Origin of the sequence: Peribacillus sp. YIM B13477 (assembly GCF_042787955.1) — a bacterium.
GTDB lineage: Bacteria > Bacillota > Bacilli > Bacillales > DSM-1321 > Peribacillus > Peribacillus frigoritolerans.
Genome location: NZ_JBHZPD010000002.1, coordinates 382,553 through 403,815, shown reverse-complemented (window position 1 = coordinate 403,815; position 21,263 = coordinate 382,553). Strand labels below are relative to the sequence as shown.

At 42.1% G+C, this 21,263-nt stretch carries 18 protein-coding genes and 1 pseudogene; all 19 read left to right on the top strand.

What is annotated here, in order from left to right; genetic code table 11:
• Nucleotides 1-19 precede the first annotated feature (19 nt).
• The 19 genes and pseudogenes from ACFX4H_RS08670 to cysW all read left to right on the top strand — a co-directional run bounded on the left by ACFX4H_RS08670 (nt 20) and on the right by cysW (nt 21,257).
• Nucleotides 20-1,078 (top strand): zinc-dependent alcohol dehydrogenase, encoded by a 1,059-nt coding sequence (locus ACFX4H_RS08670; protein ID WP_377434937.1) that lies wholly within the window; start codon nt 20-22, stop codon nt 1,076-1,078.
• Nucleotides 1,079-1,185: 107 nt separating this feature from the next.
• On the top strand, nt 1,186-2,001 hold the full coding sequence (locus tag ACFX4H_RS08665; RefSeq protein WP_241637145.1) for a sugar phosphate isomerase/epimerase family protein: 816 nt from the start codon (nt 1,186-1,188) through the stop codon (nt 1,999-2,001).
• On the top strand, nt 1,998-3,032 hold the full coding sequence (locus ACFX4H_RS08660) for a Gfo/Idh/MocA family protein (protein WP_377434935.1): 1,035 nt from the start codon (nt 1,998-2,000) through the stop codon (nt 3,030-3,032). The genes ACFX4H_RS08665 and ACFX4H_RS08660 overlap by 4 nt, the downstream gene beginning before the upstream one ends.
• Entirely contained in the window at nt 3,029-5,251 is a 2,223-nt protein-coding gene (locus ACFX4H_RS08655; RefSeq protein WP_377434934.1) for a glycoside hydrolase family 65 protein, read from the top strand. The genes ACFX4H_RS08660 and ACFX4H_RS08655 overlap by 4 nt, the downstream gene beginning before the upstream one ends.
• A gap of 122 nt (nt 5,252-5,373) precedes the next feature.
• The gene (locus ACFX4H_RS08650; protein ID WP_377434932.1) at nt 5,374-6,495 is read left to right on the top strand and encodes a glycerate kinase; all 1,122 of its coding nucleotides are present in this window, start codon (nt 5,374-5,376) and stop codon (nt 6,493-6,495) included.
• A 16-nt stretch (nt 6,496-6,511) separates the two neighbouring features.
• Nucleotides 6,512-7,189 carry a beta-phosphoglucomutase gene (gene pgmB, locus ACFX4H_RS08645; RefSeq protein ID WP_377434930.1) on the top strand — a complete coding sequence of 226 codons (678 nt, stop codon included), beginning with the start codon at nt 6,512-6,514 and terminating at the stop codon, nt 7,187-7,189.
• Between the two features lie 408 nt (nt 7,190-7,597).
• Complete coding sequence (locus tag ACFX4H_RS08640) at nt 7,598-9,007, top strand: GH1 family beta-glucosidase (RefSeq protein WP_377434929.1); 1,410 nt, start codon at nt 7,598-7,600, stop codon at nt 9,005-9,007.
• Between the two features lie 499 nt (nt 9,008-9,506).
• Entirely contained in the window at nt 9,507-11,147 is a 1,641-nt protein-coding gene (locus ACFX4H_RS08635) for a SulP family inorganic anion transporter (RefSeq protein ID WP_249597124.1), read from the top strand.
• An 84-nt stretch (nt 11,148-11,231) separates the two neighbouring features.
• Nucleotides 11,232-11,645 carry a MerR family transcriptional regulator gene (locus ACFX4H_RS08630; RefSeq protein WP_052137486.1) on the top strand — a complete coding sequence of 138 codons (414 nt, stop codon included), beginning with the start codon at nt 11,232-11,234 and terminating at the stop codon, nt 11,643-11,645.
• Between the two features lie 246 nt (nt 11,646-11,891).
• The gene (locus tag ACFX4H_RS08625) at nt 11,892-13,406 is read left to right on the top strand and encodes a carboxylesterase/lipase family protein (protein ID WP_377434927.1); all 1,515 of its coding nucleotides are present in this window, start codon (nt 11,892-11,894) and stop codon (nt 13,404-13,406) included.
• Nucleotides 13,407-13,455: 49 nt separating this feature from the next.
• Nucleotides 13,456-14,621, top strand: a pseudogene (kynU, locus tag ACFX4H_RS08620) (kynureninase).
• Nucleotides 14,622-14,635: 14 nt separating this feature from the next.
• On the top strand, nt 14,636-15,985 hold the full coding sequence (locus ACFX4H_RS08615; protein WP_034314336.1) for an amino acid permease: 1,350 nt from the start codon (nt 14,636-14,638) through the stop codon (nt 15,983-15,985).
• Nucleotides 15,986-16,002: 17 nt separating this feature from the next.
• On the top strand, nt 16,003-16,848 hold the full coding sequence (gene kynA, locus ACFX4H_RS08610) for a tryptophan 2,3-dioxygenase (protein ID WP_377434926.1): 846 nt from the start codon (nt 16,003-16,005) through the stop codon (nt 16,846-16,848).
• 14 nt (nt 16,849-16,862) lie between these two features.
• The gene (locus ACFX4H_RS08605; protein ID WP_377434924.1) at nt 16,863-17,102 is read left to right on the top strand and encodes a cyclase family protein; all 240 of its coding nucleotides are present in this window, start codon (nt 16,863-16,865) and stop codon (nt 17,100-17,102) included.
• A 5-nt stretch (nt 17,103-17,107) separates the two neighbouring features.
• Complete coding sequence (locus ACFX4H_RS08600; protein ID WP_377434923.1) at nt 17,108-17,473, top strand: hypothetical protein; 366 nt, start codon at nt 17,108-17,110, stop codon at nt 17,471-17,473.
• Between the two features lie 30 nt (nt 17,474-17,503).
• Nucleotides 17,504-18,157 (top strand): nicotinate (nicotinamide) nucleotide adenylyltransferase, encoded by a 654-nt coding sequence (gene nadD / locus ACFX4H_RS08595; RefSeq protein WP_063591782.1) that lies wholly within the window; start codon nt 17,504-17,506, stop codon nt 18,155-18,157.
• A gap of 264 nt (nt 18,158-18,421) precedes the next feature.
• Nucleotides 18,422-19,453: a sulfate ABC transporter substrate-binding protein gene (locus ACFX4H_RS08590; protein ID WP_377434921.1), complete on the top strand. Its 1,032-nt coding sequence runs from the start codon at nt 18,422-18,424 to the stop codon at nt 19,451-19,453.
• Between the two features lie 69 nt (nt 19,454-19,522).
• Nucleotides 19,523-20,362 carry a sulfate ABC transporter permease subunit CysT gene (cysT, locus tag ACFX4H_RS08585; RefSeq protein ID WP_095390067.1) on the top strand — a complete coding sequence of 280 codons (840 nt, stop codon included), beginning with the start codon at nt 19,523-19,525 and terminating at the stop codon, nt 20,360-20,362.
• A gap of 10 nt (nt 20,363-20,372) precedes the next feature.
• Nucleotides 20,373-21,257, top strand: a complete 885-nt coding sequence (gene cysW / locus ACFX4H_RS08580; RefSeq protein WP_283867894.1) for a sulfate ABC transporter permease subunit CysW — start codon at nt 20,373-20,375, stop codon at nt 21,255-21,257.
• The last annotated feature ends 6 nt before the right edge of the window (nt 21,258-21,263 follow it).

Here is a 21,263-nt window from a genome sequence, read left to right as displayed (position 1 = left end):
TGAAAGAAGGTAATTTATTATGAAAAAACTAGTTGCAGTAAAACCAAGGGTAGCGGAATTGCTGGAATATGAAGACAGGTCCATAAGTCCAAATGAAGTGAAAATAGAAGTGCAGTTTGCCTCTCCTAAACATGGCACGGAAGTTATAGACTTTCGCGGGATGACTCCTTTTATGGATGAGGACTTTTCTGAAGAATGGCGCATGTTTATGCCACGGGAAGAAGGTGCAACTAAAGGAATCGTCTTTGGTGAATTCCAGCTAGGAAATATGGTTGTAGGTCAAATAATCGAAGTTGGTTCCGAAATAACGGGATTCCAGGTGGGGGAGACTGTTTGTACATATGGACCAATCAGGGAAACAGTTATTGTAAATGCAGTTGATAATCACCGTTTACGTAAAATGCCAGAAGGTTCAAAATGGCAAAATGCCGTATGTTATGATCCCGCACAATTTGCAATGAGCGGTGTACGCGATGCCAATGTCCGTGCAGGTGATTACGTAGTTGTAGTTGGACTGGGTGCAATTGGACAACTCGCTATCCAGCTGGCTAAAAAAGCAGGTGCGAGTATAGTTGTCGGAATTGATCCTTTGAACCAGCGCCGGGATATTGCACTAGATAACGGGGCGGATATTTGTTTTGATCCAACCGGTTGCGATGTTGGATTTGAAGTGAAAAAGCTGACAAACAAAATAGGCGCTGATTCAATCATCGAAACAAGTGGCAATGCCGCAGCTTTGCAGGCAGCACTAAAGGGTATTGCATATGGCGGGACCATCTCATATGTAGCCTTTGGAAAGGCTTTTCCTGAAGGCTTGAATTTTGGCCGCGAAGCGCATTTCAATAATGCTAAGATCGTATTCTCCCGCGCAGCAAGCGAACCTAATCCAGATTATCCACGATGGAATAGAAAGCGGATAGAGGAGACATGCTGGGAGTTGCTGATGAATGGGTATCTGAATTGTGAAGACATCATCGAACCAATCGTTACGTTTGAAAAGAGTGCAGAAGCGTACATGGAATATGTAGATCAGCATCCTGAACTAAGTATTAAAATGGGTATCGAGTATAAAAAATAAAAATGTTATCGACCAGCTGTAGCGGTTTCCTTACAATTTGAAAAATTGTAATTCTGCTTATATAGGTGAATTTTTCATTTTAATACATGTGTTTGGGGGAGTTATTAATGAAAATCGGCACACAGGACCAGGAGTTTTTCCCTAGGGATATCAAAGAAAAATTCCTTTTTTTAAAAGAGGCTGGCTTTGAAGGATTTGAAATTGATGGCAGACTTCTAGTTGACCATCTAGACGAAATAAAAGAAGCCATAGCCGAAACAGGAATCCCGGTTACGACTGCCTGCGGAGGCTATACAGGCTGGATTGGTGACTTTATCGAAGAACGAAGACTAAATGGTTTAGGGGAAATAAAAAAAATCCTGGAAGCATTACAAGAAGTAGGTGGGAAGGGGATAGTCGTTCCAGCTGCATGGGGCATGTTCACTTACCGTCTGCCCCCAATGGTTTCTCCAAGAAGCCGGGAGGGGGATAAACAGTCCATAAGCAATTCCCTTCTCTACCTGGACACAATCGCAAAAGAGACGGGGACGACAATTTTCCTGGAACCATTGAATCGCTATCAGGATCATATGATCAACACACTAGCCGACGCAAGAGGTTATATAGAAGAAAATGATTTGACCCATGTAAAAATCATTGCGGACTTCTATCATATGAATATTGAAGAGGATGGTATTTCTGAGGCATTGCACAAAAATCGGGACTTGATTGGGCACATTCACTTGGCAGATAATCACCGTTTTCAGCCAGGTAGCGGCTCATTGGATTTCAAGACCCCTTTTAATCAACTAAAAGAAGATGGATATGATGGCTTTTTAACACTTGAATGCCGTGTAAGGGGAAATGATCCAAAAGAAGAATATTTAAAAGCATTGCGTCACCTCCAACAATCATTAGGCTTTAGAGGGGCTGAACAAGGATGAAAAAGAAAGTTGCGATAATTGGTGGAGGCCAAACGGCAGAAAAAGTGCACGTTCCCTACTATCTTACACGTGAAGAAGTAGAAATCGTTGCAGTCGTTGGTCGAAATATGGAGCGGACAAAAAACTTTGCGATACGGAACGGAATTGCTCGCACATATACGGATGCAGATGAGATGTTTCAGGCAGAACAGCCAGACATCGTTAGTGTCTGCACGCCGAATCGATATCATTATGAAAATGTGATAAAGGCTTTGGAATATGGCTGTTATGTAATGTGCGAGAAACCACCGGCTATATCCGCTGTAGAAGCAAAGCATATGTATCAAGTTGCTAATGAAAACAATCTTATTCTTGCCTATAATTTTCATCACCGATTTGCTGATGATGTTAACATCTTGCGAAAAAAAGTGACAGAAGGTGTGCTGGGGGATATTTATGTCGTAAAAGCAAAAGCCCTGCGCCGCAGCGGTGTACCTGGGTGGGGGGATTTTATAAATAAAGAAGCGCAAGGAGGGGGCCCGCTAATAGATTTGGGTGTCCACATGCTTGATGCCGCCCTCTATGTGTTGGGGTATCCAAAAGTGGAGAAGGTAACGGCCAAGATGTTTCAAAAAATTGGCCCAAAAAAATCACATGGCTCATTTGGGGAATGGGATCCAAAAAAGTTTGAAGTCGAAGATTCCCTATTTGGCTTTATTGAGCTTGAAGGCGGCTGCTTGCTGCAACTCGAGACTTCATTTGCTTTAAATATTAAAGAAACATCGATCATGAATGTGGAATTCTGTGGAGATGAGGCGGGAGCAACACTTTTTCCTGCCAGTATTTATACTGATCAAAAAGGTGAGTTAGTTACAATTTTGGACAGAAAGACAGCAGATCCAGACAGGCTTCAGAAAGGAATGGCTGCCTTTGTTGATAAATGTTTGGGCAAAGAAGTCATGGTGGCTAATGGTAGAGAAGGTCACTTGATCTTGCAACTTATCGAAGCTCTCTATCAATCTGCTGAAAAAGGTGAAAGTGTAACCATATGAAAAAATTAGAGGAAAACGAATTTGACCTGCGTAATATAAATAAATTTGCTAGTTTAATGACAATAGGGAATGGTTACTGTGGTCTGCGAGCCACTCATGAAGAAAACTATGCAGACCAAACAAGGGGTATGTATGTAGCCGGTATTTATAATAAAGCTACGGCAAATGAACCGTCCGAATTAGTCAACTTGCCAGATATGATAGGGATGCATATTGAGGTCGATGGAGAAACGTTTTCCCTGCAAACGGGAGAAGTCCTTTCATATAGTCGCCAGCTAAACTTTGAGACCGGGGAATTAAACCGTGAAATATTATGGAAAAGTAATTCCGGTGCACGTTACCGTTTTACTTTTCAACGTTTTGCAGCAAAAAATGACCTCCATGTCCTTGGTACAAAATTAACGGTCATTTCTTTAGACAAAAAGACTCAAATAAAAATAGTTACAGGAATCAATGCGCAGCAAACTAACTTTGGAAGGCAGCATCTTATTGAAGAAAAGGTTCGTGTAATGGAAGGGGACCTGATACAGGGTATCTATAAAACGACTGAATCAGGGCATACGATTGCACTAGCGGCGTGTTTTACGTGTTCAGGAGAAAATGATATATCCCATTCAGCAAAAAATAGGCAGCTGCTATCCACGATCAAGCAGGACCTTCTGACTGGTACCCCTTTTACTCTAGAAAAAATCAGTACCATTTATACGTCACTGGATGCAGATATTATGGGGAAAAGCCCTGAAGTGGCCGGTGTTGTGGCACTAAGAAAATACTCTTTAGATGGGTATGATGCTTTACTTGAAAAGTCAGCAGAGAGGTGGGCACAATTTTGGAAGCAAAATCGCATCAAAATAACGTCAACCAAGGATTTTGATCAGCTTGCTGTTGATTTTTCTATATATCAAATAGAAGTCATGACACCAGCCCATGATGAACGTTTCAGTGTCGGCGCTAAGGGTTTGACGGGAGAAGGCTATAAAGGTCATGTTTTTTGGGATACTGAAATGTTCATTTTACCGTTCCATCTGTTTACAGATCCTGAAAAGGCGAGAAAACTATTACGTTACCGTTATTTAAAACTGGAACATGCAAAAGCAAAAGCTTCGGCCAATGGATTTGAAGGTGCTTTATTCCCTTGGGAAAGTGCTTTAACCGGAGAAGAGGAAACACCTGAATTTGCGGCCATCAATATTAAAACCGGAAAGCGGCAGAAAGTCGCATCTGCTATAGCTGAACATCATATCGTGGCTGACATTGCTTATACTGTCGTGGAATATTACCAAAATACTTTGGATGATGCCTTTATGAGAAAAGAAGGGCTTGAGCTTCTTAAAGAAACGAGCCGGTTTTGGATCAGCAGGGCTGTAGAAGAAAAGGGACAGTTGTTTATCAAAGATGTCATCGGGCCGGATGAATACACTGAACACGTTGATAATAATGCATTTACAAACTATATGGCTTGGTACAATGTTGAGCAGGCACTTTATTTTATGGACAAGTACGGGGATTCAGATAGGATGTTAATGGAACGAGGACAAGAATTTCTAATGCGTTTATATTTACCAAAGGCCAATGATCATAAAATCATTCCCCAGGATGATACATTCCTCAGCAAGCCTGAAATTGATCTATCCCGTTATAAAGAATCTCAGGGCAGTCAAGGGATTCTTATGGATTTTTCACGTCAAGAAGTAAATGAAATGCAAATTTTAAAACAAGCGGATGTCGTTATGCTTCTTTATCTGTTTCCGGACCTATTTCCAAGTGATGTAGTCTCTGAAAATTTGGATTATTATGAGGAGCACACCATCCACGATTCTTCACTGAGCAAAGCGATTCATGCCATCGTTGCAGCAAGAGCGGGTGAAAAAGCGAAATCATACAAATTTTTCCATGAGGCGTCTTTAATCGATTTGGGGCCTAACCCATCTTCATCGGATGAAGGAGTTCATGCTGCATCCCTTGGTGCCATCTGGATGGCAACAATGTTCGGTTTTGCGAATGTCTCGATCAAGGATCATCGCTTAAGTTTAAAACCTAACATGCCATCGGAATGGACGGAACTTGCTTTTCCAGTAATTTTCCGAGGATCGCGCATACATATCAACCTTACACATGATAAAGCCGTAATAACGAAGGTTGCGGGTGATGATGTACCAATAGAACTAAACGGTGCTGAATATTTGCTTACAAACAAAGTTGAAGTCAGCCTCCAATAGCAGAAGAACAGCTTAGCTCTAAAAGACTTGCACTTGCAAGGAGATCATTTGAATGGATTTTACTTGCTTGCTTTCACGATTATTCAAAAGAAGAACTCATTAGGTTCATTCAGGAGGCAAACATGAAAATTGTAATTGCACCAGATTCATTTAAAGAGAGTTTACCATCAGATCAGGTCGCAAGAGCCATTCAATCCGGTTTCCAGTCCATTTTCCCAAAAGCGGAGTATCATTTGCTTCCAATTGCAGACGGCGGTGAAGGCACTGTTCAAGCTTTGTCATCCGCTCACGGGGGAAAAGTCGAAAGCATTTCCGTTACAGGTCCACTGGGACTGCCGGTTGAAGCGAAAATGGCTTTCTCTAATGATGGTGAAACAGCATTTATCGAAATGGCGGAAGCATGCGGATTACATCTTGTACCTTTAGATCAACGAAATCCCTTGAATACTACTTCTTTTGGTGTGGGTGAGCTGATGCTTCACGCTATGAACCAAGGTGCTTCGGAACTGATCATTGGAGTTGGCGGGAGTTCGACCAATGATGGAGGGGTAGGGATGGCTTCTGCGCTTGGTTATGAATTTTTTGATGTTGAAAGAAAAGCAGTAAAGGGTGCCGGCAAGGATCTTTTTAATATTGTTTCAATGTCTGATAGTAACCGTGACCGGCGATTAGATCTTGTCAATATTACGATTGCAGCAGATGTGGAAAATCCCTTAACGGGCAATAACGGTGCAACCTATATTTATGGTCCGCAAAAAGGGCTTCCAGAAGATATGCTGGATGAAATGGATAAAGCCATGTGCAGGTTTTATCAAATGGCAGGAAATTACTTAGGGATGGATGTCTCCTGCTTACCAGGGAGTGGTGCAGGGGGAGGGATTGGCGCCGGTCTGGTGTTATTTACAGGGGCAAAACTAAAAAAGGGCATTGAACTTATGTTGGAGCACCTAAAGGTAAAAGAAATCTGCAAAGATGCAGACATAGTGATTGTTGGAGAAGGGAAAATGGACCGCCAAACAATATTTGGCAAAGCACCCTCAGGTGTAGCAAAATGCGCACCACCAAAAGCAAAAGTAATAGCGATTTGCGGAAGTGTGGGTGCGGGATCTGAAGTTCTTTACGATCATGGGTTTGATGCCATATTCCCGACCATTCCTGCAATACTGCCAATCGAAAACATTCTAGGCGGCGCATTTAAAAATATAGAGAGAACATCTCGAAATGTTGCAGCACTTCTTCGGTAAGAGAGGGTCGATTATAATGGAAGAAAGATTTATTGATGCAGTGGTATTTGACCTTGATGGAGTCATAACTGATTCTGCGCATTATCATTTCCTTGCTTGGCGAGAACTGGCTCGTGAACTGGGTATTGCCATTGACGAGGTCTTTAACGAGAGGCTAAAAGGGGTAAGTCGCATGGATTCCCTTGAGTTGATTTTACAAGAAGGGAATCAGCAAAATGACTTTACTTTAAGCCAAAAAGAAACAATGGCTGAAAAAAAGAACCTTCACTACTGTAAGTTTCTGAATGAATTGACGCCTCAAGATATACTGCCAGGGATTTTGGAGCTGATTACCCATATTAAATTCGAAGGAATTTCCATTGGTCTTGCTTCTGTTTCCAGAAATGCAAGCACCGTATTAAAGGCACTCCAGTTAGAGGAAACTTTTGATTACGTTGTAGATGCTGCAAAAGTGAAAAAATCGAAGCCTGATCCAGAAATTTTCTTGACGGCATGTAAACAACTCGATGCGAATCCCAAACGATCAATCGGAATTGAGGATGCTTCTGCAGGGATTGACTCCATCAAGGCAAGCGGGATGTTCGCTGTAGGTGTGGGAAAGACTCTTTTTAAAGCCGATTATCAGGTACATGCAACGAACGAACTTCAATGGGAAATGATAAAGTCTGAATATATGCCATGGAGAGTAAGATAGTTCTCCAAGATACCTTTTAAGTGGATGGTAATACATTGGTGCCGTACTTCATTGAGTGTTTTATTTCAGAAATGACTTACCTGCACATCCTCCCGGCAATTGCCGACATCTTGAAAGATATGAACCCGTCCCCTTAAGGTGGACGGGTTTTCATATGTTCATATGAAACTAACAACTAGATGTATATCATTCATCTCTTACTAAAAAAGGAAGATTGATTCTGCAGAATTAACGTCTTTTATTTTATCTTGATTTATTCATTCCTTCATAGTAAATACTATCTTTTATGCTTAAAGTTCATGCAGTCAAATATGAATTAAAGCCATATAATCACACTGATATTTGTACCAATGAATAAAATATATTATTATCAATTTAATAAGCAGGTATGAAAAGGGAGGGTTTTTAATGAAATTTCCACACGATTTTTTATTCGGAGCAGCTTCTGCTTCTTTTCAAATAGAAGGAGCATGGGATGAAGATGGTAAAGGTATGACGAATTGGGATGTTTTTTCAAAGATTCCGGGGAAAACTTTTGAAGGTACAAATGGGGATGTAGCGATAGATCATTATCATCGTTACAAAGAAGATATTAAATTAATGGCAGAGATGGGACTTGAATCATATCGCTTCTCCATTTCATGGGCCCGTATTTTGCCAACAGGTGATGGGGAAGTCAATGATAAAGGCTTGGAATTTTATAATAATGTGATTAATGAATGCTTAAAATATGGGATTGTCCCATTTGTTACGCTGTATCATTGGGATTTGCCTTTGACGCTTGAACAAGATGGGGGATGGACGAATAAGCGAACAGCTGAAGCATTCGTCAAGTATGCGGAGATTTGTTTTCGCGCATTCGGCGACCGAGTCAAACATTGGATCACGTTTAATGAAACGGTTATGTTTTGCGGTTTAGGGTATTTAAAAGGAGCGCACCCGCCTGGAATCCAAAACGATGAAAATAAATACTTTCAAGCGACACATTATGTTTTTTATGCACATGCCAAAGCGGTAGAGGTATACAAGGCACTGAATCATTACGGTGAAATTGGGATTACCCATGTATTCCTGCCAGCTTATAGTATTGATGACAAACATGAGAATGTATTAGCTGCTCGGCATGCCAATGAATATGAAACCTTTTGGTATTATGATCCAATTTTAAAAGGTGAATATCCAGCTTATGTAGTTGAGCAATTAAAGGAGAGAGGCTGGACACCAAGTTGGACAGAAGAAGAACTGGATACGCTAAAAAGAAATGCGGAGAAAAATGATTTTATTGGACTCAATTATTACCAGCCCATTCGGGTGGAAAAAAACCTGGAAGCCGTTTCAAACATGGAGCACTCAAGAGAAACATCTACTCTGGCTCCAGGGAACCCGTCTTTTGATGGCTTTTATCGGACCGTGAAAATGGAAGATAAAACCTATACAAAATGGGGCTGGGAAATCTCACCTCAAGGGTTTTTAGACGGCTTGCATATGTTAAAAGAACGTTACGGTGATATTAAAATGTATGTTACAGAAAACGGACTTGGTGATGAGGATCCGATTATCGATGGTGAAGTAGTGGATGTTCCGCGCATTAAGTATATTGAGGAACACTTAAAAGTGATTAAACGTGCAATCAAAGAAGGCATCCATTTAAAAGGGTATTACGCATGGTCTGTCATTGACCTTTTAAGTTGGTTAAACGGGTATAAGAAGCAATACGGATTTATTTATGTGGATCATCATGATCAGTTAAAACGGAAAAAGAAGCTGTCGTTTCATTGGTATAAGCATATTATCGAGACGAGAGGAGAAGAGCTGTAAACTGAAAGTGTATATTAGGGCAGAGCATGTTTTGAGCAATCTTTCTCAAAACATGCTTTTTCCATTGTTCACACTGATCAAGTTTTTTCCGGTATGGGGAATTAGACCAAAGTTCAAACCTCCTGATTCGTAGTCTGATTCTCCGGTTTCAAATTAACTAGACTGGAAAAATGGTCCCGGATTGTAATAATGATGTAAAAATATTCAAAAGATTGTAAACAAATGTTAACGTTTCTAACAATGTACAGTTTTACGTTTTACTGTATAATGTTGAAGCGTGGTCGAGTCCATGTCAAATAACCTTACAAAAGGAGATTATATATGACGATTATTTCTTAGTTTTGAAAAGTCCCCCGCTTGGTTTGTCCCGTTGAAAAATGCCTACAATAATTAGACTAATTTCAAACAAGTAACTCCCTCTAAAATGAAAGAATGTCATTTTCATGATGTTGCTAGATTCCAATCTTAAAAAACGACTAAGGATGTGAGTTTGAAAAAGATGATAAAAGATTCTAGATTTCAAGGATATAACATGAAGGGTTTTCAAAAAGACGTGACGGCAGGGTTGGTCGTAGGGGTTGTAGCCATTCCTTTAGGGCTGGCTTTTGCAATTGCTTCAGGCGTCGAACCGATATATGGGTTATATACGACCATCATCGCAGGAATCCTCATATCGATTTTGGGTGGCTCCAAATATCAAATTGGCGGGCCGACCGGCGCGTTCGTTCCTTTATTATTTGGAATCGTTATGCAATATGGATATGAAAGCCTGCTTATTGCCGGGTTTTTAGCGGGGATAATGTTAGTTCTGATGGGTCTGCTTAAGTTAGGCAATTTGATGAAGTTCATTCCCCGTCCTGTCATCATTGGATTTACAACAGGAATTGCGATAATAATCTTTTCAGGGCAAATTGCCAACTTCTTTGGTATGAAAGTGGAAAAACATGAAGCGTTCATGGATAACATGAAGGAGCTGGTGATTAAAGCAGACACGATCAATCTATACAGTGTGATCGTTGCGATCATATGCTTTGTCGTCATACTGCTGGCACCTAGGTTTGTGCCACGAGTGCCAGGACCGCTTCTGGGTCTGCTGATATCAACAATTGCAGCTTACTTTTTATTTCCCGATAAGGTGGCAACGATTGGTTCTACTTATGGAGCGATTCCGAAAGGTTTTCCGGAATTCCAAGTGCCGGAGCTTTCAGTGGAAGTCATTATCACACTCCTTCCCGTTGCTTTTACAATTGCCTTGTTAGGCGGTGTCGAGTCATTGTTATCCGCTACCGTGGCGGATAACATGGGGGGGACCAAGCATGATAGTAACAAAGAGTTGGTTGGGCAAGGAATCGCGAACATCGCGACGCCATTCTTTGGCGGGATACCTGCAACAGGAGCAATCGCCAGGACCGCTACCAATATAAAAAGCGGGGCAGCCTCCCCGATGTCCGGAGTCATTCACGGAATTGTCGTTTTACTGGTTTTGCTGGTGCTTTCCCCATTTGCAGCGCATATACCTTTGGCTAGCATGGCACCCATATTGATGTTTGTTGCCTGGAATATGAGTGAAAGAAAGGAATTCGCTCATGTATTGAAAACGAAGACGGCGGATTCTGCGGTTTTGCTAGTCACCTTCCTCATCACTGTCTTCACTGATTTAATCATGGGAGTGGGAATCGGCTTATTGATTGCATTCATCACCTTCATTGCAAAAATGAGCCACACGTTAAAGGTTAGGGAAAGAAGTCATGAGATTAACGAGATTGTTCCAATTGATAATTCGGATTCAAAGATCAATGTGTATAACTTGGAAGGACCTCTTTTCTTTGGTTCGATAGACGTCCTGGAGTCATCGATATTGGAGAACTTGGATAATAAGACGAAAGTGTTGGTATTAAGCATGCGCCGGGTAACATATATGGACACTTCAGCAGAGGCAGCACTATTGGCGATCGTTAATCGCATCGGAAAATATAAGGGGAAATTGATCATTTCCGGAATTCAGCAGCAACCAAAGGAATTGTTACTCAGCACTGGGTTGTATCATAAAATAGAAAAACAGCACTTTTTTAAATCGAAGGAAGATGCCCTGTATTTTGCCAAGAAGCAGCTGAAGGGCAATTCGGATAAAGTAGTCTAATAGTTTCATCTTGAAGTCACCTTTTCGGATAGATATGTTATAGTATCGTTAACAGTAGATTTTTTAAAGAAGGTGACTATCTGGGTGAATGTATATCGGATTGGCCAGCTTGCTGAACTTGCGAATGTTTCGAGAAGAACCATTGACTATTACACACAATTAGGAATGCTGAACTATGAAAAAACGGGGTCAAGATATCGGTATTACACAGAAGATGCTTTAAATCGTCTTCAAATGATTAATCGGTATAAAGAACAGAATATGCCTTTGACCGAAATCAAGGAACGGTTACAAGTATTGTCTGAAACCACTGTTGATTCTGAGCAGGTGCTCTTGATGGTGGACAAGCTATCTACAGACCTTAGAGGACTGGAGAATGAATTGCTGGAATTAAAGCCTTTATTGGAACAGCTCGATGAACAGCAATTAACATATGCTGCACAGCAGCTTTCCGTTCGGGGCAGCTCTTTATTGAGTATCCTTGCCATGCTTGCCTAAGATTTTTGCCGAGTTCAACAAAAAAAGACCTGATTGGGTCTTTTTTTGTTGAACGGGGTATTTGAAAACCATTATTTAAAATAACAATTCAAACTCCTCAGGATAACCGGAGCTTTATATACGATGGTATTCCTTTATTTTGGCTGAACTGACAATATAGATCTTTTTTCGATAAAGATGAAGGATATAAGGGAATGGAAAAAGAAGAACTTACATATCTACTACTATATGAAGAGGTGAGTGGGAATGATTGGATCAATAGTTACGACGGTAAAAGGACATCTTCAAGGTACTATGGAAAACGATATATACGTTTGGCGTGGAGTCAGGTATGCGAAAGCGCCGATTGATGGACTGCGTTTCCGTTCTCCGGAGCCAGTTGATAATTGGAGCGGTGTCATGGATGCAGTGGATTTTGGTCCCGTTCCCCCGCAGCCGATGGATCGTGCGGTAAGAACAGGGATGAGCACAAATGAAAAAATGGATGAGGATTGCTTGTTCCTGAATATTTGGTCGCCTAGAGCTGATGATAAAAAACGCCCGGTCATGGTATGGATTCCTGGGGGAGCATATATAACGGGAGCTGGATCCCTTGATATGTACAATGGACACTTACTTTCTAAAAATGGAGATGTAGTCGTGGTAAGTATCAACTATAGGCTGGGGGCACTGGGATATCTGGATTTTACCGAGTTGGCAGGTGAAGGGGAAATATTTGAAAACAATTTAGGTTTACGTGACCAAGTTGCTTCTTTGAAATGGGTTAAAGAAAATATAGAAGCTTTTGGCGGCGACCCTGATAATGTTACGATATTTGGTGAATCAGCTGGTGGTAATGCGGTGACGACTTTACTTACTGTACCTTCAGCAAGGGGTCTTTTTAAGCAGGCCATTGCAGAAAGTCCTGCTCCGACATCTGTTTACGGAAAAGGATTTGCGCGCCAATTGAGTGAAAGGTTCCTTGAGATATTGGGCATTGGAAATGGTGAAATCCACCGGTTAAAAACCCTTCCGGTTCAAGAGATTGTCGCTGCCTCCCACCAACTTTTACAGGAAAATTCACAGGAAATGCCGGGCTCCCTAGCATTTGGACCAGTCGTAGATGGTGACTTCCTGCCCGATTATCCACTAGATTCGATTCGATCCGGAAGAGCAGGGGGAATACCCTTGCTTATAGGAACAAATAGGGACGAAGCGACATTATTCGATCAGATGGCCCCCCCGCTAATCCCAACTAATACGGCGATGATTCATAAAATGTTCGAAAATACTGATCCGAAGGCGAAAGAGCGAATTACGAACGCTTATACAAACTATCCAGAAAAGGAAGCTGTACTAGGCATTGGCCGTGACGCGACTTTCCATATTCCCTCGGTTTGGTATGCGGAGGCATACAGCCGCTTTGAAAAAACATGGATGTATCGTTTTGATTATAAAACGGCGGCCGTGCGCATAAGTAAATTAGGGGCGACGCATGGTATGGAAATCCCTTTTGCTTTCCAGACTTTCGATTCGGCATTCGGGAAACGGATTGTTTCATATGGTTCAAGGTCAGCTGCCCTAAAGGTTTCCCATAGAATGCAGGGCCATTGGGTCAACTTTGCGAAATATGGAAACCCCAACCCCCCGGAAGGTGAAATTTGGCCGAAATATGATGAAACCAACCACTACACAATGATTTTTGATAAAAAGGATTATATTGAAAAAGATCCTGACGGAATGATAAGGTTGGCATGGGAAGGGGTAGGGATTTACAAGTAAAAAAAAGTGGATTGGAAGGAAGCGGGGAGAACATGGATATCATAATTTCATGTCAACGAAAGAGTATGCGAAAACGATGGATCAGGAAGGCCCATTAGTTTCTTACAGAGAGGAGTTCTATTTAAACCCCGGGATGATTTATATGGATGGCAACTCATTGGGACTTTTATCGAAGCGGGCTTAGAAAAGTTTAATGAAGTAATTGTAAGATTGGAAAAAGTATGGGATCGATGGCTGGACGGAGGGTGCCGAGCCTTGGTTTTACTTTTCTGAGAGATTGGGTGAATTGAGTGCCCCGCTGGTAGGAGCTTTAGAGGATGAAGTGATAATGGGAGGGTCGACTACGGCTAATCTGCAACAGCTTGCAGCCACTTTTTTTAAAACCGAGAGCTGGAAGGAATAAGATTTTGGCGGATGAACTAACCTTTCCAAGTGATATCTATGCACTTCAAAGCCAGCTACGATTACATGGGCTTGACCCTTCGGCACACTTGGTTCAGGTGAAAAGCCAAGATGAACGGGGAAATAGCGTTGATTGTACTTCCGACGGTTTTATATCGAAGCGGTCGGATCCTTGATATGGAAAGGTTAACGAAGGAAGCGCATGCGCGTGGAATCATGATAGGATTCGATGCCTGTCATTCTGTGGGTGCCATCCCGCATAAGCATTTGAGGCGGACCAGGATGTGTAGTGGGGTTATATGTGAATCGGAAGCATTTCGCAAGGAAGCCTGGGTTGACTGGATGGTTTGGCTCGCGGAAAGATAAGCAGTTCGCTATGGAACATACCTTTACCCAGGCCAATTCGGCAGGTGCCTTTCAAATTGGAACTCCCCATTTATTAAGCATGGCTCCCCTTTTAGGCTCGCTTGAAATGTTTGCGGAAGCGGGGTTAGAACAAGTTCGGAAGAAATCCTTGAGGCTGACTCAATATCTTATGGATTTAATACATCGGAATTAACTGGATATGGATTTGGAATTGGGAGATCAAGGCATGAATCAAAAGGGGCGGTCATATCATCCTTGAACATCCAGAAGCTGCGAGAATATGTAAAGCATTGAAACAAGAGGCCATCAATCCCGAGTATCGTGAACCGAATTGTCGCTCTTTATACCTCTTTTCAGGAAGTCTACGAAACTGTACAGGTACTAAAGAAGGTCACGGACGGCAGATTATATGAAAACTATGAAAATAAAAGGGGAATCATTGCCTAGAATGGGAGCAACATATGGAGAAAAATAAGCTTCAACGTGAATTATCATCGAATCAAATCACTATGATAGCCATGGGGTGTGCAATTGGCACCGGGTTATTTTTGGGCAGCGGCCTTGCGATTTCAACGGCTGGTCCAAGTGTACTTATCAGCTATGCAATAGGTGCATTCATTGTCCTTCTGCTGATGGGATGTTTGGCGGAAATGACTGTAGCCCATCCAACATCGGGATCCTTTGGAACCATTGCGGAAAAATATATAAGTCCATTTGCGGGTTTTGTTGTGAGGTATTCCTATTGGATAGCGAATGTTCTTGCCATTGGTGTCGAAGTGAGTGCCATCGCTGTTTATATGAAATATTGGTTTCCGGCTGTGCCTGGGAGCATTTGGATTGTCCTTTTTGCTGCACTGCTAATCTATGTAAATGCGACGAGTGTCAATACATTCGGCAATTTTGAGTATGTATTTTCAATGATCAAGATAAGCGCCATTGTCATATTCATTCTACTGGGGGCCTATGTGGTGATTGGGGCCGAGCCTTCAAGCGGGATCGGTGTAGAGAACTATGCCAGTGATGGAGGTTTTATGCCTTTCGGATTTTGGGGGCTTTGGGTCGCTATATTCATTTCGCTCTTCAGCTTTTTAGGAACTGAGCTGATTGCGGTGACGGCGGGGGAAGCAAAGGATCCGGATATAGCCGTACCTAAAGCTTTGAAGGCAACTGTCTTCAGGCTTGCCACTTTTTATGTACTGACTATCGGGATCATGTTAATGATTGTTCCCTGGCAAGCTGCCGGTATTGATAAGAGCCCATTTGTCAAGGTAATGGAAATCCTGAATGTTCCCGGGGCATCTGGGATAATGAATTTCATTATTTTAACCGCTGCTTTATCTGCAATGAATAGTCAATTATATGCCTCCACCAGAATGATATTTTCATTATCCGAGCAACATCAGGCTCCAGCCCTATTTCAAAAAGTGAGCAGGAAAGGTGTCCCGCTAAGGGCCCTTCTCATATCCACTTTAGGAATATTTCTTGCTGCAGGAGTAAAAGTCCTGCTTCCGGATACTTCATATGCATTCATGATGGGGATATCGATGTTCGGAGCCATTCTAACCTGGTTCATGGTGTTCATTTCCCATTTATATTTCAGGAAGAGGTGGGAGAAATCAGGGGGCCGCAAATTACCGGTTAAAATGTATGGATTTCCATATCTAACGATTCTGGGTGCATTTCTTTTGTTTGCTTTGACGGTATCCACCTGGTTCACTGGCCCATTTAAAATCGTGCTCCAGTTCGGGGTTCCATGGCTGATCTTTCTTTGCATCGTTTATTTATTGATGTCGAAATTCAAAAGAAAGTAAAGGGAAAGAGGGATGGTATGGATAAGGGTCCAAGGGATGAACATCGTTTGGAAGAAAGTATGGTAACTGATTTTGAAAAAGATATGTCCTATGGGGACTACCTGCATTTAAATCAAATATTATCAAGTCAGCATCGGCTTTCCGGCCATCACGATGAAATGCTGTTCATCATCATTCACCAAACAAGTGAATTATGGATGAAATTGATCCTCCATGAATTGACTGCAGCAACTGATCATATTGTGGCAGGACATTTGGAGCCTTCCTTTAAGATGCTATCCAGAGTGGCCAGAATCCAACAGCAACTTGTTCAATCCTGGAATGTGCTTTCGACATTGACGCCATCCGATTATATGGAATTCCGGGAGAAACTAGGAAACTCTTCAGGGTTTCAATCATTTCAGAACAGGTTGATAGAATTTGCGATGGGTCAAAAGAATTCGAAAATATTGGCCGTTTTCCGTCATCAGCCCGAGCTTTATGAGTCGATGATGGCAGCCTTGAATAAACCTAGTATTTATGATGCGGCTATAGGGGCTTTGGCTGCAAGGGGACTTCCCATTGATCAATCGGTATTGAACAGGGATTGGTCTGTCATTTATCAGGAAAATGCAAGTGTTGAAAGCGCGTGGCTGACCGTCTACCGTGATGTTCATAACTACTGGGATTTGTATGAGCTGGCCGAAAAACTCGTTGATATTGGAAGTCAACAACAATTCTGGAGATTCAATCATATGAGCACCGTAGAACGTATCATCGGCAATAAAAAGGGAACTGGCGGATCGTCCGGTGTAAGTTATCTGAAGAAAGTGGTCGAACAGCCATTTTTTCCTGAGCTATGGACATTAAGGACCAAACTGTAAGGAGGGGTGAACATATGAATCAATGGTTAGATATTTCTCAGCGCCTCAATGAAAATACGCCATATTGGCCAGGAGATACGCAATATTCATATCGGCTGAATTCATCAATGGCTGAAGGGTCTTCCGTCAATATAGGGGAAATCCGGATGAGTACACATTTAGGAACTCATATTGATGCTCCCTCTCATTTTGATGAGAATGGAAAAAAATTATCGAACTCGATCTTGATTTATATATTGGCACTGCTACCGTAGTAAAGGTGGATGCAGCTGAAAGCATTGGCATTAAAGCTTTTGAAGGCATCGAATTGACAGGGGTCCGGCGGTTGTTGGTGGCAACAGGTCAATGGAAGGACCTTAGCCGTTTTCCGGAATGGATTCCACCGGTTGATCCAGATTTAGTTCCCTTCCTTGCAAATAAAGGGGTTAGGCTCCTTGGGCTTGATTTACCTTCGTCGACTGTCTCGACAGCAAAGAATTACCTGCCCACAATAAACTGTCAGGCTGTGGAATTCATATACTCGAAGGGCTGGTCCTTGATGGACTGGAGCCTGGGCTGTACGATTTGGCTGCATTGCCGCTGGCATTGGAAGCAGGGGACGGGAGCCCGGTCAGGGCCGTGGTGAAGAAGAAAGGCTGATGAGGGGGATAAGATGATGGGTAAAATTGGGATTTACGGATCCTCCTTCGATCCGGTCACGAATGTGCATTTATGGACAGCATCCACCATTGCGCATCGTGCTAAGCTGGACAAGGTGATTTTTTTACCTTGCGCAAATGGCCGTATCGATAAACAGATGAAAACAAGCAATGAACACCGTTGGCAAATGCTCAAGCTGGCAATAGGGGGCAACCCGATATTCGAAGTCAGTGATTATGAAATTAATGAACGTGCCGGAACAAGTAAACAATATACTTGGTATACGATGGAATATTTTAAATCTCGATTTCCAAAAGACGAAGTTTACTTCATAATGGGTGCAGATTTACTTGAAGATATTGATAATCAGGAGCTGCCGGTACACTTACGATGGAAATTCAGGGAAAAATTGATTGCCAATCATAAATTCATTGTCATGGCTCGGGATGGAATCGATATGCTGAAAATCATATCCAAAAGTCCATTGCTAAGGAATTATGATGATGGCAATACATTTCACCTTATTGATAAAGGCCTTTCCATGGAAATCAGTTCTACATATATAAGGGATGAATTTGCAATGGGCGGGGAACCACGATATTTACTGCCCGATCAGTGTTATCAGTATATCTTGGAAAATAAGCTTTATCAAAAATCATCAAATTCATAATTGTTGGCAAGGTATTAAAAAGGGCTCGATCTCCCTGGTGGATGAGCCCTTTTTGTTTAGGGAATTTTTCAACCTGCAAATGTGAATGAATTTAATTAAAGGGACATGTAATACCAAGTTGACAACTTGGTGAACTTTGTTTTATGGTAAGGATATACAAAATCAAAATAATTGCTGATCAGAGAACTGAAGGCATACTATCTCCCGAAAAATAATTGAAGGGAAATAGAATGCCTTTTTTGCTTTAAAAAAAGGGGGAAGCTCATGAAAAAGTTGATGTTATTGGCAAGTTTGATTTTAGCCTTCGGTGTACTTGCTGGATGCAGCTCGGAAAAAACGAAAGGGGACGGAACATCGAAGTCAGTAGAACTTTTGAATGTGTCATATGATCCGACAAGGGAATTGTACCAGGAATTCAATGAAGCGTTCGTGAAGCACTGGAAACAAGAATCAGGTCAGGATGTAACGATACAACAATCACATGGCGGATCTGGTAAACAGGGCAGGGCTGTCATTGACGGATTGGAGGCGGATGTCGTTACATTGGCATTGGCTTATGATATTGATGCCATTTATGAAGCTAGTAACCTATTAGCGAAGGATTGGCAAAAACGTTTACCGGAGAACTCGACACCATATACATCAACGATTGTGTTTTTGGTGAAAAAGGATAACCCTAAAGGCATTAAAGATTGGGATGATCTGACTAAAAAGGATGTATCCGTCATTACGCCAAACCCAAAGACAAGCGGAGGGGCAAGGTGGAATTACCTGGCTGCCTGGGCTTATGCGGAGAAAAATTTCGATAATGACGAAACAAAAGTGAAGGATTTCATGAAAAAACTTTATCAGAATGTTGAAGTCCTGGATTCAGGGGCCCGCGGTGCAACGACCACTTTTGTGGAAAGGGGAATCGGTGACGTACTGATCGCTTGGGAGAATGAAGCCTATTTAACACTGGAAGAATTCGGTGATGACAAATATGAAATCGTCAACCCTTCAATCAGTATATTAGCAGAGCCACCGGTAGCTGTTATCGATGAAGTGGTCGAGAAAAAAGGAACAAAGGAAGTGGCCGAAGCCTACCTGAAATATCTGTATACGGATGCCGGTCAGGAAATTGCCGCGAAAAACTTCTATCGTCCAAGGGATGAGAAGGTCCTCGCTGAATATGGAGACCAATTTGCCAATATCGATATGGTGACTGTTGATGATACATTTGGCGGTTGGAAAAGTGCCCAGGAAACACATTTTAATGATGGTGGCACATTTGACGAGATTTACCAACAGCAATAAGCATGAAGGAGAAGGTGTGGCTTTAACATCTTCTCCTTCATAAATCAGATAAAGGGTTGGGGCGAAGCGATGAATATAGTGACTGAAGGTAAACAGACGAAAAAGAGGACCATACCCGGTTTTGGATTGACGATGGGTTTTACGCTGCTGTATCTCACCATCATCGTTTTGATCCCGTTATCAATGGTTTTTCTAAACACATTTTCAATGGGGTTCCAGGATTTTTGGGCGACCATAACTGAACCGAGGGTTCTCGCTTCTTATAAATTGAGTTTCTTGACAGCGTTAACTGCGGCCTTTGTTAACGCAGTTTTTGGTGTATTGATTGCCTGGGTGCTTACTCGTTATGAGTTTCCCGGCAAAAGGATCATCGATGGATTGGTTGATTTGCCTTTTGCCCTCCCGACTGCCGTTGCAGGAATCACGTTGACCACCTTGTATTCACCTAACGGATGGATCGGGCAATTTTTCAGCTTTAAAGTCGCTTTCACTCCCGCAGGGATCATCATCGCCCTTATATTTATCGGTCTGCCATTCGTGGTGCGGATGGTGCAACCGGTGCTTGAAAATATCGAAAAAGGGATGGAAGAAGCGTCTGCCTCTTTAGGGGCGAATCGAATGCAGACATTCATTAAAATCATCTTCCCGGAATTGATCCCAGCGATATTGACGGGTTTTGCCCTTTCTTTTGCGAGGGCACTTGGAGAATATGGATCCGTAGTCTTCATTGCCGGAAATATGCCATTTAAAACGGAAATTTCCCCGCTGATCATCATGACAAAACTTGAACAGTATGATTATGAAGGTGCAACTGCTGTTGCAGCCGTCATGCTCATTATTACATTTATAATTTTGTTCACCATCAATATCTTACAATGGTGGACCGGCAAAAGATATTCAGGGAAGTAGGGGGGATATGATGGAACATGATAATTCAGTGGTTGCAAAAGCGAATCACCAAGTCATTATTACGAGAAACGCAACTAAAGAGCCTAAATCCATACAGTGGATCCTCATTTCCATTGTATTGCTATTTCTCACTTTGTTTTTAGTAGTCCCATTAATCGCAATCTTTGTAAAAGCCTTTGAAAAAGGTGCCGAAGCGTATTTTGCGGCCATCGCCCATCCTGATGCCGTGGCTGCGATTAAGTTAACATTGATCGTTGTCCTCATCACCTTGCCGCTCAATGCCATATTTGGAGTGGTTGCCGCTTGGACCATAACAAAATATGATTTCAAGGGAAAAAACTTCTTAATTACATTGATAGATTTGCCTTTTTCCGTATCACCGGTCATTGCCGGGTTGATTTTTGTCCTTCTGTTCGGCTTACATGGAACACTTGGTCCACTGCTGCAATCACTCGACATTAAAGTGATCTTTTCAATACCAGGGATTGTCATCGCCTCCATTTTCATTACCTTCCCATTCATTGCACGCGAATTGATCCCGCTCATGCAAAGTCAGGGGACGTCTGAAGAAGAGGCCTCACTCACGCTGGGTGCGGGAGGGTTCAAGACATTTTGGTATGTGACGCTTCCCAATATAAAATGGGGACTTCTATATGGAATCATCCTTTGCAATGCCAGAATAATTGGGGAGTTCGGAGCTGTATCGGTCGTATCGGGACATATACGGGGCATGACCAATACGATGCCGCTTCATATTGAAATCTTATACAATGAATATCAATTTTCGGCCGCTTTTGCGGTTGCATCCCTGATGTCCATCTTTGCAATTATAACGTTGATCATTAAAAGCTTCATAGAGTGGAAAACGGACTTTAAATCAACCAAAGCGAGATAGGAGGAA